13 protein-coding genes are annotated in these 13922 nt (G+C 68.9%); 9 read left to right on the forward strand and 4 right to left on the reverse strand.

Features of this window, described 5'->3' with window-relative positions:
* Nucleotides 1–125: 125 nt before the first annotated feature.
* The 3 genes from JKG67_RS13855 (at nt 126) to JKG67_RS13865 (ending at nt 3241) form a co-directional block, all read left to right on the forward strand.
* A complete protein-coding gene (locus JKG67_RS13855; RefSeq protein WP_203337989.1) occupies nt 126–1247 on the forward strand; it encodes an LLM class flavin-dependent oxidoreductase in 1122 nt (373 codons plus the stop codon).
* 107 nt (nt 1248–1354) lie between these two features.
* The gene (locus JKG67_RS13860) at nt 1355–1981 is read left to right on the forward strand and encodes an FMN reductase (protein WP_203337917.1); all 627 of its coding nucleotides are present in this window, start codon (nt 1355–1357) and stop codon (nt 1979–1981) included.
* A gap of 102 nt (nt 1982–2083) precedes the next feature.
* Nucleotides 2084–3241, forward strand: coding sequence for an acyl-CoA dehydrogenase family protein (locus JKG67_RS13865; RefSeq protein WP_203337918.1), 1158 nt, complete (start codon nt 2084–2086; stop codon nt 3239–3241).
* Between the two features lie 71 nt (nt 3242–3312).
* On the opposite strand, the gene JKG67_RS13870 is transcribed toward JKG67_RS13865, so the two are convergent.
* Nucleotides 3313–3843 carry a YbhB/YbcL family Raf kinase inhibitor-like protein gene (locus JKG67_RS13870; RefSeq protein ID WP_203337919.1) on the reverse strand — a complete coding sequence of 177 codons (531 nt, stop codon included), beginning with the start codon at nt 3841–3843 and terminating at the stop codon, nt 3313–3315.
* Nucleotides 3844–3922: 79 nt separating this feature from the next.
* On the opposite strand from JKG67_RS13870, the gene cobT reads away from it, so the two are divergent.
* Genes cobT through JKG67_RS13885 form a run of 3 tightly spaced genes read left to right on the forward strand, consistent with a single transcriptional unit; the run spans nt 3923 to nt 7006 of the window.
* Entirely contained in the window at nt 3923–4993 is a 1071-nt protein-coding gene (gene cobT / locus JKG67_RS13875; protein WP_307816571.1) for a nicotinate-nucleotide--dimethylbenzimidazole phosphoribosyltransferase, read from the forward strand.
* The gene (gene cobA / locus JKG67_RS13880) at nt 4993–6210 is read left to right on the forward strand and encodes a uroporphyrinogen-III C-methyltransferase (protein ID WP_203337920.1); all 1218 of its coding nucleotides are present in this window, start codon (nt 4993–4995) and stop codon (nt 6208–6210) included. The genes cobT and cobA overlap by 1 nt, the downstream gene beginning before the upstream one ends.
* Nucleotides 6203–7006 (forward strand): TrmH family RNA methyltransferase, encoded by an 804-nt coding sequence (locus JKG67_RS13885; RefSeq protein WP_203337921.1) that lies wholly within the window; start codon nt 6203–6205, stop codon nt 7004–7006. Before cobA ends, JKG67_RS13885 begins: the two co-directional genes overlap by 8 nt.
* A gap of 61 nt (nt 7007–7067) precedes the next feature.
* On the opposite strand, the gene JKG67_RS13890 is transcribed toward JKG67_RS13885, so the two are convergent.
* The 3 genes from JKG67_RS13890 to JKG67_RS13900 all read right to left on the reverse strand — a co-directional run bounded on the left by JKG67_RS13890 (nt 7068) and on the right by JKG67_RS13900 (nt 9541).
* On the reverse strand, nt 7068–7985 hold the full coding sequence (locus JKG67_RS13890; RefSeq protein WP_238998453.1) for a type IV toxin-antitoxin system AbiEi family antitoxin: 918 nt from the start codon (nt 7983–7985) through the stop codon (nt 7068–7070).
* 149 nt (nt 7986–8134) lie between these two features.
* Nucleotides 8135–8704, reverse strand: coding sequence for a peptide deformylase (gene def / locus JKG67_RS13895; RefSeq protein WP_307816572.1), 570 nt, complete (start codon nt 8702–8704; stop codon nt 8135–8137).
* A 21-nt stretch (nt 8705–8725) separates the two neighbouring features.
* Nucleotides 8726–9541, reverse strand: a complete 816-nt coding sequence (locus tag JKG67_RS13900) for a hypothetical protein (RefSeq protein WP_203337923.1) — start codon at nt 9539–9541, stop codon at nt 8726–8728.
* A 159-nt stretch (nt 9542–9700) separates the two neighbouring features.
* Between JKG67_RS13900 and JKG67_RS13905 the strand changes: the two genes are divergently transcribed.
* From JKG67_RS13905 to JKG67_RS13915, 3 genes are all read left to right on the forward strand, one after another.
* A complete protein-coding gene (locus JKG67_RS13905; RefSeq protein ID WP_203337924.1) occupies nt 9701–11065 on the forward strand; it encodes an acyl-CoA dehydrogenase family protein in 1365 nt (454 codons plus the stop codon).
* Nucleotides 11066–11093: 28 nt separating this feature from the next.
* Entirely contained in the window at nt 11094–12302 is a 1209-nt protein-coding gene (locus JKG67_RS13910; protein ID WP_203337925.1) for an acyl-CoA dehydrogenase family protein, read from the forward strand.
* A 183-nt stretch (nt 12303–12485) separates the two neighbouring features.
* Nucleotides 12486–13919 carry a GuaB1 family IMP dehydrogenase-related protein gene (locus tag JKG67_RS13915; protein WP_203337926.1) on the forward strand — a complete coding sequence of 478 codons (1434 nt, stop codon included), beginning with the start codon at nt 12486–12488 and terminating at the stop codon, nt 13917–13919.
* Nucleotides 13920–13922: the final 3 nt, after the last annotated feature.

The following is a 13922-nucleotide window of genomic DNA, read 5'->3' on the forward strand; positions in this document are numbered from 1 at the left end:
AGGCATCCTGCCAAACTGGTCGGCCTCGCGCAGCGGCGGGAATGGAAAGGCGCGACCACCAGTTAGAGTAGTTGAATTGTTAATCAAGTCGCAGAGCGACCACGAGGTCAGGAGTCGAGATGGGCATGCAGTTCGGGATCTTCACCGTCGGGGACGTCACCACCGACCCCACCACCGTCCGGACGCCCACCGAGCACGAGCGGATCAAGGCGACGGTGGCGATCGCCAAGAAGGCCGAGGAGGTCGGCCTGGACGTCTTCGCCACCGGCGAACACCACAACCCGCCGTTCATCGCCTCGGCGCCCACCACCACGCTGGCCTACATCGGCGCCCAGACCGAGAAGATCATCCTGTCCACCGCGACCACCCTGATCACCACCACGGACCCGGTGCTGATCGCGGAGAACTACGCGAAGCTCCAGCACCTGACCGACGGACGGGTCGACCTGATGATGGGCCGTGGCAACACCGGACCGGTCTACCCGTGGTTCGGCAAGGACATCCGCGACGGCATCGAGTTGGCGATCGAGAACTACTCGCTGCTGCACAAGCTGTGGCGTGAGGACGTGGTGAACTGGCAGGGCAAGCACCGCACTCCGCTGCAAGGCTTCACCAGCACGCCCCGGCCGCTGGACGGCGTACCGCCGTTCGTCTGGCACGGCTCCATCCGGTCGCCCGAGATCGCCGAGCAGGCCGCCTACTACGGCGACGGCTTCTTCCACAACCACATCTTCTGGCCGGCCTCGCACACGGCGCAGATGGTGGAGCTCTATCGGCGCCGGTTCGAGCACTACGGGCACGGTCAGGCGCACGAGGCGATCGTCGGCCTGGGCGGGCAGGTGTTCATGCGCCGCAACAGCCAGGACGCGATCAACGAGTTCCGGCCGTACTTCGACAAGGCCCCCGTCTACGGACACGGGCCGAGCCTGGAGGACTTCATGGAGCAGACGCCGCTCACCGTCGGCTCCCCGCAGCAGGTCATCGAGCGCACGCTGGGGTTCCGCGAGTACGCCGGCGACTACCAGCGGCAGCTGTTCCTGATGGACCACGCCGGGCTGCCGTTGAAGGTCGTGCTGGAGCAACTGGACCTGCTCGGCGAGGTGGTCGAGGTGCTGCGCAAGGAGTTCGCCGCGGTACGCAAGCCGGGTGTGCCCGACGCGCCCACCCACGCGACCAGGGTCGCCGCCGCGGGCGGCCCGGCCGACTCCAGTGTCTATGCAGCTGCCGACGACGTCACCGGCCACTGACGAAGTGGGGTTCGTGGCCGCGCGAGGTGGGGTTCGTGGCCGCGCGAGGTGGGGTTTGTGGCCGCACGAAGCGGCTGTTCGTGGCGAATGAATGAGGAGGCAAAGAGATGAACAGGATCGTCGTGGTCTCGGCGGGGCTCAGCGTCCCGTCGTCGACCAGATTGCTGGCGGATCGCTTGGCTGCTGCCACCACCGAGGCGCTCGCTGAGGCGGAGGTGGTCCACGTGGAGTTGCGTGCCTTGGCGCACCCGCTCGCCGACCACCTCCTCACCGGCTTCCCCCACGGCGAGCTTGCGGCCGCGATCGAGGCCGTCACCAGCGCCGACGGGTTGATCGTGGTGTCGCCGGTCTTCTCGGCGTCGTACTCGGGGCTCTTCAAGTCCTTCTTCGACGTGCTGGAGCCCGGTGCTCTCGACGGTACGCCGGTGCTGATCGCGGCAACCGGGGGCACGAGTCGGCACTCGCTGGTGCTCGACCATGCGCTGCGGCCGCTGTTCAGCTACCTGCACGCGGTCGTGGCCCCCACCGGCGTCTACGCCGCCACCGACGACTTCGGCACCGCCGGTCTCGATGGTCGGATCCAGCGGGCGGCCGGTGAGTTCGCGGCGCTGGTCGGCAAGCCCGCCGACCGGGGTGTCGCAACCGACGACGTCATGCAGGTACGACGCAGCACGGCGGAGGAGTTCGCCGACCCTACGCCGTTCGAGGAGCTGCTCCGCAACGCCAGCAGGTGAGTGGATCGCGACGGGTCCACGATTTGTCTGCAATGTTTCTGGAAATGTTGCAGTTTGCTGGGTAGGCTGACGTTGTTCAACCAGCCCAATGAGGAGATCCCCATGCGTCGTACCGTGTTCGATGAGGACCACGAGTCCTTCCGCAAGTCCCTGCGCGCCTTCATCGAGGCCGAGGTGGTGCCGCACTACGACGAGTGGTTCGCCGCTGGACTGGTGCCGCGCGACCTCTACCCCAAGCTCGGCGAACTCGGCATCTTCGGCATCAACGTGCCCGAGGAGTACGGCGGCGCCGGACTGGACACGCACAAGTTCGAAGCCATCCAGTACGACGAGACGACCCGTGTGGGCGTCACGCTGGGCGGTTCCGGGGTGCACGTTCTCCTCGCGCTGCCCTACATCAAGATGCTGGCCACCGACGAGCAGAAGCAGCGCTACCTGCCCAAGTTCGTCACCGGTGAGGAGATGTGGGCGCTGGCGATGACCGAGCCCGGCACCGGCTCGGACCTGGCCGGCATGAAGAGCACTGCGAAGCTCTCCGCCGACGGGTCGCACTACGTCCTCAATGGCGCCAAGACGTTCATCACCGGCGGTGTGCACGCCGACCGCGTCATCGTCTGCGCCCGCACCCAGCCGCCGACGGAGACGGACCGCCGCCACGGCATCTCGCTGTTCGCCGTCGACACCACCTCCGAGGGCTACAGCGTGGGACGCAAGCTCGACAAGCTCGGGCTGCGTACCTCCGACACCGCCGAGCTCGCGTTCGTGGACGTGAAGGTCCCGGTCGAGGATCTGCTGGGCGAGGAGAACAAGGGCTTCTCCTACCTGGGCAGCAACCTGCCGTCCGAGCGGTGGGGGATCGCCTACGGCGCCTATGCCCAGGCCAAGGCAGCGGTCGCCTTCGCGAAGCAGTACGTGCAGGAGCGCACGGTGTTCGGTCAGACAGTGGCCTCGTTCCAGAACACCAAGTTCGAGCTTGCAGCCTGCCAGGCCGAAGTGGACGCCGCAGAGGCCGTCGCCGACCGGGCACTGGAAGCCCTCGACGCCGGTGAACTGAGCGCCGCCGAAGCTGCCTCAGCGAAACTCTTCTGTACCGAGGTGGCACACCGGGTGATCGACCGCTGCCTGCAGTTGCACGGTGGCTACGGATACATGAACGAGTACCCCATCGCCCGCCTGTACGCCGACAACCGGGTCAACCGGATCTACGGCGGCACCTCTGAGGTGATGAAGATGATCATCGCCAAGAACATGGGGCTCTGACCCCACGCGGGTGACGAGGATCCACGCCACCGGGGCGAGGGCGCGGAGTTCCCGCGCCCTCGCCCCGGCTGCTAGTGGCGGTAGGTGCCGTGGATGATCGCTCGGCCCAGCGTCTTGAACGCCAGGTTGAACGACACCACAGCTGCCGAGGTGTCCGGATCGACGCCGAGGGACTCCTCACCCACCGCGTGCACCACGAAGAAGTAGCGGTGCACCTGGTCGCCGGCCGGGGGAGCCGCCCCCATGAAAGCCCTGGGACCGCCGTCGTTGCGGCACATGAACGCCGACCCCGGCAGTTCGGAGCCCTCGGAGCCGGCCCCCGTCGGCAGCGAGGTCACCTCCGCCGGGAGATCCACCAGCACCCAGTGCCAGAACCCGGATGGGGTAGGAGCGTCAGGGTCGAAACAGGTGACGACGTAGGACCTGGTGCCGTCCGGCGCTCCGGACCACGACAGGTGCGGAGAGGTGTTCCCCAGCGCAGCCACCTGGTGCTCGCTCAGTGGGGCCCCGTCCGTCACGTCGGTGCTCGTCACCGTGAACGAGGCCGTGGCCGGAAGCAGGTCGTAGGGGTTCGGGGCAACGGGTCGATCGAGCAGGCTCATGCGTGCCGAGACTAGTCCGAGGAGTGGGCCGGGACCAGCCCGGTCGAGCACTTCGGCAGATGTCGGCCAGAATGGTCCGGTGACCTCTCCCGCCGAACTCATCCATGCCACCATCGCCGCGATCCGTCCCCTCGACGGGCCCGCCATGGAGCAGGCTTCCCAGCGCCAGGCACAGCTCACCAAGCCGCCCGGCTCGCTGGGAGTGCTGGAGCAGGTCGCGATCGACCTGGCCGGGATCACCGGCACCTGCCCCCCAGCGGCACCGCAGCGCCCCGCCGTCGCCGTCTTCGCCGGGGACCACGGCGTACTCGAGCGGGGCGTGAGCCCGTGGCCGCAGGAGGTGACGGTCGCGATGGTGGAGAACTTCCGGGCCGGCGGTGCTGCCGTCAACGTGCTCGCGCGCGCCTGCGGCGCCGAGGTGTACGTCGTGGACGTCGGGGTGGCGACCCCCGTCGTCGGCGATGAGCGGGTGCTGGTGCGCAACGTGCGTCGTGGCACCGCAGACCTCGGCTCGGGTCCGGCCATGAGTCGTGCCGAGGCCGAGGAGGCGATCGCGGTCGGGATCGGCGTCGCGCGCGAGTTGGTCGCGGCCGGTCACGATCTGCTGTTGACAGGTGACATGGGCATCGGTAACACCACCCCGTCGGCCTGCCTGGTCGCCGCCTTCACCGGCGCCAGTGCCGCGGAGGTGACCGGTCGGGGGACCGGGATCGACGACGAGACCTTGATCCTCAAGACCGAGATCGTCCGATGCGCCGTGGACCGGTTGGCTGAAGGGGCCGACCCGATCGACGTACTCGCTCAGGTGGGTGGCCTCGAGCACGCCGGCCTGGTCGGCTATCTGCTCGGTGCCGCATCGGCCGGGGTGCCGGTGCTGCTCGACGGGGTCATCGCGGGGTCGGCGGCGTTGGTCGCGCAGGCACTCGCACCGGACGCCATCAGCCGCAGCTTCGCAGGCCATCGCAGTGTCGAGCCCGGGCACGCCGTCGCCCTGGGACAGTTGGGCCTGACCCCCCTCGTCGACCTCGACCTGCGCCTGGGTGAAGGGTCGGGAGCCGCGCTGGCGGTGCCGATCCTGCGGGCCGCGGCGCTCATCCTGGACGAGATGGCCACCTTCGACTCCGCGGGTGTGACCCGCAAGGAGGATTGATGCCCGATCATCCGCCGTACCCCGTCGGACTTCGCTTGGCGGGCCGGCGCGTGGTGGTGGTCGGCGGCGGGCATGTGGCCCAGCGTCGCGTCCCGGCCCTGATCGCTGCCGGTGCCGACGTGCTCGTGGTCGCCCCGGAGGTCACGATGGCTCTGGAGGGCATGACCGCGGAGATCACCTGGGTACGCCGGAAGTTCGCCGCCGAGGACCTCGACGGGGCCTGGTACGCGATCGCAGCCACCGACGACGCCGAGGTCAATGCCTCGGTGGTCGCTGCCGCCGACGAGCGACGGATCTTCTGCGTCCGCAGCGACGATGCCCGGGAAGCCAGCGCGTGGACGCCGGCGTCGGGACGCCACGCCGGCGTCACTGTGGCTGTCCTGGGCAACCGGGAACCGCGCAAGTCCGCGGCGCTGCGCGACGCGATCCTGCGAGCCCTCGCCGACGGGGTGATCGACGCCACGGACACGCACGATGTCGGCCCCGGGGTGGTCCTGGTCGGCGGCGGCCCGGGCGACCCGGAGCTGGTCACGGTCGCGGCCAGGCACGCCCTGGCGGCGGCCGACGTGGTGGTGGCCGACCGGCTGGCGCCGCGGGAGCTGCTGGCCGAGCTCAGTCCGGACACCGAGCTCATCGACGTGGCGAAACTGCCGCGCGGCCGGTTCGCCTCTCAGGAGTACATCAACGAGGTGATCATCGAGCGAGCCAAGGCCGGCAAGCGAGTCGTCCGGTTCAAGGGGGGTGACAACTTCGTCTTCGGGCGTGGCTTCGAAGAGGTGCTGGCCTGTCGGGCAGCGGGGGTCCCGGTGAGCGTCGTACCCGGCCTCTCGTCGTCGATCTCGGTGCCGGCACGGGCCGGTATACCGGTCACTCATCGGGGCGTCGCGCACGAGTTCACCGTGATCTCCGGCCACATTCCGCCCGACCATGCCGACTCCCTGGTCGACTGGGAGGCACTCGCCCGGCTCCGGGGAACCCTCGTGTTGCTGATGGCGGTGGCGAACGCGTCGGCGATCGCCGACGCGCTGATCGCCGGCGGACGAGAGGCTGCGACGCCGGTGGCGGTCGTGGTGGACGGGACGATGCCCGAGCAGCGGACGGTGTTGTCGACGCTGGGGGAGTTGGCGGTCGACATCGAGACCGTACGGCCGCCAGCGATCATCGTGATCGGTGAGGTGGTCGCGGTGGCTCACCCCGAGCGATATCCCCGTGGCTGACCTGATCCACATCGACTCTGCGGCCGACGATCGGCTCGCGGACTACCGGGATCTGCGGGACGTCCAACTCCGCAAGCATCTCGAGTCCGAGCACGGGTTGTTCGTGGCGGAGGGTGAGAAGGTGGTCCGTCGGGCGGTGGAGGCCGGCTACCGGCCACGGTCCTTCCTGATGGCCGAGCGCTGGCTGGACGGTCTGGGCGATGTCCTCGCGTCCTCTGAGGCGCCCTGCTACGTCACCAGCGAGGCGCTCGCCGAGCAGGTCACCGGATTCCATGTGCACCGCGGCGCGCTCGCTTCGCTCGAGCGGCGCCCGTTGCCGTCGGTCGACGAGGTGCTGGCCGGCGCCCGGTCGGTTCTGGTGTTGGAGGACCTGGTCGACCACACCAACGTGGGGGCGGTGTTCCGCAGCGGTGCGGCGCTCGGCTTCGATGCGGTGCTGCTGGCGCCTCGCTGCGCGGATCCGCTCTATCGCCGGTCGATCAAGGTCGGCATGGGTGCGGTCTTCTCGTTGCCGTGGACTCGGGTCCCGGACTGGTCCGAGGCGCTGCCGATGCTGTCGGAGCGTGGCTTCACCACGGTGGCGCTCACCCTGTCCGCCGACTCGGTGCCGATCACCGAGGCAGTGGCGGGGGTGGATCGGCTGGCTCTGGTGCTCGGCTCGGAGGGGCACGGGCTCTCCACCCGCTGGGAGCAGGCCGCTGATCGGCGTGCGGTGATCCCGATGTCGGCCGGGATCGATTCGCTCAACGTCGCCGCGGCGAGCGCGGTGGCCTGCTACGTCGCCTCCTCCCGCTGACCCGCGTCGAGTTGGGTCTTGTCCGCACCGAGTTGGGCGTTGTCCGCGCCGAGTTGGGCCGTCACCAGCGCCTTGTTGAGTACGCCGTAGCCAGCGCGGCGCGCACCTCCGCGATCCACGTGTCGAGCGCTGCGCCAGTGAAGTCGCCCGCCCGGACGACGATCACAATCCAGCCGTTCCGTCGCAACCAGGCGCGGCGGCGCTCGTCGTGTGCCCGTTGTTCCGGGGATGAATGGGCCTCCTCACCGTCGTACTCAACGCAGACTCGGGCCTGCTGGTAGGCGAAGTCCAACCGGTAGACAGGTTCGCCGTCGATGTGTATCCAGACTTGTGGTTCCGGGGCTGGCAGTCCGGCGTCGATCAGCGCCAACAGTGTCCATGACTCGCGCGGCGACTCCACCAGGGGTTGCAGCAAGGGGATGAGTTCACGCAACTGGCGCACCCCGCGGCGGCCCTTGAAGCGTGGCAGCTCCCGGATGAGGTCGTCCCTGCTGAGTCCGTACGTCGACGCCAGCGCGTTCATGGCCGCGAAGGCCTCTCGTCGGCGCAGGTTGCATCCGAGATCCAGCGCCGTTCGAAGCGGGGTCGTGACCCTCACTCCGCCGCACTCGGTGATGTCGCGGGGGAGAAGATCCCGCGTCCGGCCGTCGACGCCTGGCCGGTCCGAAGGGTGCCCCTCGGGCGGAGCGGCGTACTCCAGGCGCGGGCTGCGCGCCAACTCTCCGATCGGGAACGTGTCCACACCGAGCATTGCTGCTGCGCTTCGGTCGATCAGGACGTGGTCCGCCGGTGTGGCACGTGCCAGGGCCTGGGCACGCGTGACCTCGGTCCAGGCGACCGACGAGGGGACGTAGATGCCGCGAAAGGGTCTCCTCAGCAGGCCGGAGCGGACCCAGCTCTCCAGTTGATGGGGCGTGCAGCCGAAGGCCACGGCCTCGCTGTGGCTGAAAGGGTGGTCGGGCAGTTCTGTGGTCTCCATGCCACGCATCGTGCGTGGCGGTGACCGTGTTCGGTGGTCCGCTGGTCAGGCTTGTGGAGAACTGGGCCTATCCACAGGCGGCAGCCTGGAAACGGCCCAAGTCGGCGCGGATACGGCCCAAGTCGGCGCGGATACGGCCCAAGTCGGGGTCAGGTGGGCCAGGTGAGGGGGTGCTCGTCGGCCAGCCTGTCGTGCTGCTTCTGGAGCCGCTTGCGGGCCTTGGTGGAGATCCGGTCGCCGAAGACGATGCCCAGGGTGTGATCGGTCTCGTGCTGGAGGCAGCGGGCCAACAGGCCGGATCCCTCGAAGGTCACCGGCTTCCCGTCCAGGTCGAAGCCATCCACCCGTGCCCAGTCCGGTCGGGGACACGGCTGGTAGCCGCCCGGGAAGCTCAGACAGCCCTCGTCGGCGTCGTCGAGCCGCCTCGCCGGCCCCTCGGGCAGGGTCAGCACCGGGTTGCACACCACGCCGACGGTGTGCTCCCCGGTGTCGTCGGGACAGTCGAAGACGAACATGGCGACGTCCTCGCCGATCTGGCAGGCAGCGAGCCCGACCCCTTCGGCGGCGTACATGGTGGCGACCATGTCGGCGGCCAGGCTCCGCAGCGATTCGTCGTACGCCGTCACCGGCTGCTGCGCCCGATGCATCACCGGCGTCCCCCAGCGGGTCACCGGCCGCACCGTGCCGCCCTCGGGCAGTGGGCCGTACGGGGCGTGCACGGCTGCGTCAGTCAGCGGAGCTCACCCCATCATGTCGGCGAACGAGACGCATTCGCCGGCGGGCTTCTCGACGGTGACCGGCTGGCCCCAGTCGAAGTACTTCGCGGTCATGGCGCCCATGGACCCCATGTCCATCTCCATCTGTCGGATCCGGCCGTCGCCGTCGAACCACATCTCGGCCGCCATCCGCGACGGCATCATCTGGGCGGTCCCAGGATCGAGGTCTTCCTCGGAGAGCTTGCTGGGGTCGATGACCATCGTGTAGTGGGCCATCTGCTCGCCGTCCAGGGTCACGGTGCCGTGGTGGCTGGCCTCGATGATGCCCTCGGTGTAGAGCTCCATCATGCCGGCCGGGTCGAGTGAGTCGGTCATGCCGTCGAGACCCATGTCGCCCAGGCTCTCGTCCTCGGGGTCGATCACGAAGCAGCCTTCCGCCATGGCCATGTACATCAGGCCATCGAGGAGGACGAACTCCATCTGCATCCCCATCGCCGACATCTCCAGGCGCATCTGCGGGTCTTCTCCGGTGAAGTCGACGACGCCTTCGGCGTCCACGGCCGCCATCCCGGTCATCGACATGCTCATCCGGGCCGAGCCCTCCATGGAGCCGGCGATCAGCCGGCCGAGGTCCTCGCCGCTGATGGCGTCACCCGGACCGGCGTCCGGCGCGTCGGGCTCGTCGACGGTCGGCTCGGCGGTCGGCGTCGAGGTGGCGGCGGTCTCATCGACCTCGTCGCCGTCTCCGCCACAGGCGGCCAGCGAGAGCGCCAGAGCGAGAGCCGCACCAGCGGCGGCGGTACGACGTGCCCTAGGGCGCAGGGAGCGATTCCGGATCATGGTGTGGCCTTCCCAGGGCGTGAGCCCGCCCCCGTGTGTGCGATGCGACGTATGGACAGCACGCTACCGCCCACCCCTGAGTTCTCCACATCAGCCTCATTCGTCCCATATGTCGTGAGTCACGTAGCGCTTTGTGTAACAGCGAGTTACATTTTGTCCATGTCCCTCACTGGATCCTTCAAGCCCGGCGGAAAGCACGGGCTCTCCTCCAAGGAAAGTCGTGACCCCATCGGCATCGCGGTCGCCGCGCTCAATCGGGTCGCGCAAAGCGACCTGATCGACCGACTGCGGTTGCGCAAGACCACCGAAGCCGTGGTCTACAACGCCACCAAGAGTGGTTTCAAGGCCGCCACCACGGCAAGTCGCACGTTCAGCAAGAAGGGCAAGAGGGGGCAGGCCGGCGTCCGCGTCAAGCCGGCCTCGAGTTCTGGGCTCTTCGACCTGAACCCCACCGAGGACGAGCAGATGCTGGTCCAGGTGGTCGGCGAGTTCGCCGAGGAGGCGGTCCGTCCGCTGGCATCGGAGGCCAACGAGGCCTGTGCGGCCCCCGACGACCTGCTGAAGGCGAGCCTGGAGATCGGACTGCCGATCCTGGGCGTTCCCGAGGATCTGGGTGGCATCTCCGAGGAGCGCTCAGCGATGGCTGGCACGCTGGTCGCCGAGGCGCTGGCGAAGGGTGACATGGGCCTGGCCGTCGCGCTGCTGGCTCCCGGTGCGGTGGCCACGGCGATCTCGCTGTGGGGCACCGACGAGCAGCAGCAGACCTACCTGCCCGAGTTCACCGGTGACAGCGTGCCGTCCGCGGCGCTGGCACTCAACGAGCCCTCCGTGCTCTTCAACGTGCTCACCCCGGCCACCAAGGCGACCCGCACCGAGGACGGGTTCGTCCTCAACGGCGTGAAGTCCCTGGTGCCTCGCGGCGGCGACGCCGAGCTCTTCGTGATCGGCGCCGAACTGGAGGGTCAGCCGGTGCTCTTCCTGGTCGAGTCCTCCGCCGCCGGCCTCAAGGTCGAAGGAGACCCGGCCATGGGCGTCCGGGCGGCTGGCCTGTCCAAGGTCTACATGCGCGACGTCAAGGTCGACGCCGGGGCCGTCCTTGGCGCGACCGACGGTACGACGTACCGCGAGTGCGTCCGACTGTCCCGGTTGGCCTGGTGTGCGCTGGCCATCGGCACCGGTCAGGCAGTGCTCGACTACGTGACGCCGTACGTCAACGAGCGGCAGGCGTTCGGTGAGCCGATCAGCCACCGTCAGTCGGTGGCGTTCATGGTGGCCAACATCGCCATCGAACTGCAGTCGATGCGACTGGTCACCTACCGGGCCGCCGCCCGCGCGGCGCAGGGCAAGGACTTCTCCCGAGAGGTCGCCCTGGCCCGGCAACTGTGCACCCAGCGAGGCATGCAGATCGGTCTCGACGGTGTCCAACTGCTCGGCGGTCATGGATTCGTCAAGGAACACCCGGTGGAGCGGTGGTACCGCGACTTGCGGGCCCTCGGCGTGATGGAAGGAGGCGTCCTCGTCTGAGCCTCGGCTCAGAGCGAAGGCAACAGCCATGATCAATCTGGAAACCCCCAAGAAGCACAAGGCGTTCATCGAGCAGGCCCATCAGGTCGCGATGAACATGCTCCGCCCGATCTCCCGCAAGTACGACCTCGCTGAGCACGAGTACCCCAAGGAACTCGACATGCTCGCCGCGATGGTCGATGGCCTGGAGTCGTCCGGTGCCTCCGAGGGCGCCGGCGCGACCGGCGTACGCGTCGACAAGCCGACCGAGGAGGGCAACAAGAACGGCTCCAACCTTGCGTCGGTGCTCTCGGTCGCCGAGATGTGCTGGGGTGACGTCGGTCTGACGCTCACCATGCCCCGGCAGGGTCTGGGCAACTCGGCCATCGCCTCGGTGGCCACCGACGAGCAGCTGGAGCGGTTCAAGGGCACCTGGGCGTCGATGGCGATCACCGAGCCGGCCTTCGGTTCGGACTCCGCGGCCGTCTCGACCACCGCGATCCTCGACGGTGACCACTACGTCCTCAACGGCGAGAAGATCTTCGTCACCTGTGGCGAACGTTCCGACTCCGTCGTGGTGTGGGCGACCCTGGACAAGTCCCTGGGCCGGGCGGCGATCAAGTCGTTCGTGGTCTTCAAGGACACCCCGGGGCTGAAGGTGGAGCGGCTCGAGGAGAAGCTCGGCATCCGGGCCTCCGATACCGCGGTGATCACCTTCACCGACTGCCGGGTGCCGAAGGAGAACCTCCTCGGTTCCCCCGACATCGACGTCAAGCAGGGCTTCGCCGGCGCGATGGCCACGTTCGACAACACCCGCCCCCTGGTGGCGGCGATGGCAGTCGGCTGCGCCCGTGCGTCGCTGGACCTGACTCGTGACCTGCTGCACCAGGCGGGTGTCGACGTGGACTACGACGCGCCGGCGAACACCCAATCCGCTGCCGCTGCTCGATTCATCCAGCTCGAGGCCGATTGGGAGGCCGCGAAGCTGCTCACCATGCAGGCGGCGTGGATGGCCGACAACAAGCTGCCGAACTCGCTGGAGGCCTCGATGGCCAAGGCGAAGGCAGGTCGGGCCGCCTCCGACGTGACCTTGTCCTGTGTGGAACTGTGCACGGGTGTCGGCTACGCCGAGACGGAGCTGCTGGAGAAGTGGGCCCGGGACTCCAAGATCCTGGACATCTTCGAGGGCACCCAGCAGATCCAGCAGCTGATCGTGGCGCGCCGGGTGCTCGGCCTCACCTCGGCTGAACTGAAGTAGTCGCCAGCCTCTGACAACGGCCACCTGGCTCTTCGGAGCCGGGTGGCCGTTGGCGTTCGTGCCGGCGTACACCAGCGACAAGGCCCAAGTCGACGCGGATAAGGCCCAAGTCGACGCGGATAAGGCCCAAGTCGGGGCGGATGGGGCCCAAGTCGGCGTGGGGTGGGCGTGGATACTGGCGGGGTGCGCTTCCTCGACGGACCTCCCGACATGGACCTGACCTACGACGACGTCTTCATGGTCCCGCAGACCTCCGACGTCACCAGCCGGTACGACGTGGACCTGGCCACCCACGACGGGACCGGCGCCACCCTCCCGCTGGTGGTGGCGAACATGACCGCCGTCGCCGGCAAACGGATGGCGGAGACGGTGGCCCGGCGCGGGGGACTGGTGGTGCTGCCCCAGGACATCCCGATCCCGGTGGTCACGGACGTAGTGGCCTGGGTCAAGCGTCGCCACCTCGTCTTCGACACCCCGATCGAGCTCACCGAGCATCAGACGGTCGCCGAGGCGCTGTCGCTGATCCCCAAGCGCTCCCACCGGGCTGCCGTGGTGCTCCGCGACGGGGTCCCGATCGGAGTGGTCAGCGAGCAGGACTGTGCCGAGGTGGACCGGTTCGCCCAGGTGGGTCAGGTGATGACCACCGACCTGGTGAGGCTGCCGGCCGACACCGATCCGCGCACCGCCTTCGACGCGATCGATGCCGCCCGGGCGGCGTTCGCCGTCGGCATCGACGAGCAGGGCCGCCTGGTCGGGGTGCTGACCCGCATCGGGGCGCTCCGGGCGACCCTGTACGAGCCGGCCACCGACCCGGCCGGCAGGCTGCGACTGGCTGCGGCCATCGGAGTCAACGGCGACGTGGCAGCCAAGGCCGAGGCGCTGCTGAGCAGCGGCGTGGACACGCTCGTGGTGGACACCGCGCATGGTCACCAGGAGCGGATGCTGGAGGCGCTGAGGCTGGTCCGGGCCCTGGACCCGCAGGTCCCGGTGGTGGCCGGCAACGTCGTCTCCGCCGAGGGCACCCGCGACCTGCTGGCCGCCGGCGCGGACATCGTGAAGGTGGGCGTGGGGCCCGGTGCGATGTGCACCACCCGGATGATGACCGGGGTCGGTCGGCCGCAGTTCTCCGCAGTGCTGGAGTGTGCCGCCGCAGCGGCCGAGCAGGGCAAGCACGTGTGGGCCGACGGCGGCGTGCGACACCCCCGGGACGTGGCGCTGGGGCTGGCCGCCGGCGCGTCGGCGGTGATGATCGGCTCGTGGTTCGCCGGCACCCACGAATCACCCGGCGACCTGATGGTCGACTCGGACGGCCGGGAGTTCAAGACCTCCTTCGGGATGGCGTCGGCGCGAGCGGTCGCCAACCGGACCACCGACGAGTCGGCGTTCGACCGGGCCAGGAAGGGCCTCTACGAGGAGGGGATCTCCTCTTCGCGGATGTACCTGGATCCGCAACGCCCGGGCGTGGAGGACCTGATCGACCAGATCTTCGCCGGGGTGCGTTCCTCGTGCACGTACGCCGGCGCCCGCACCCTGGCCGAGTTCGCCGAGCGAGCGGTCATCGGCGTGCAGACTGCCGCCGGATTCCACGAGGGCCGGCCGCTGCCGACCGGCTGGTGAGGC

It is taken from the genome of Nocardioides limicola (assembly GCF_016827675.1).
GTDB lineage: Bacteria > Actinomycetota > Actinomycetes > Propionibacteriales > Nocardioidaceae > Nocardioides > Nocardioides limicola.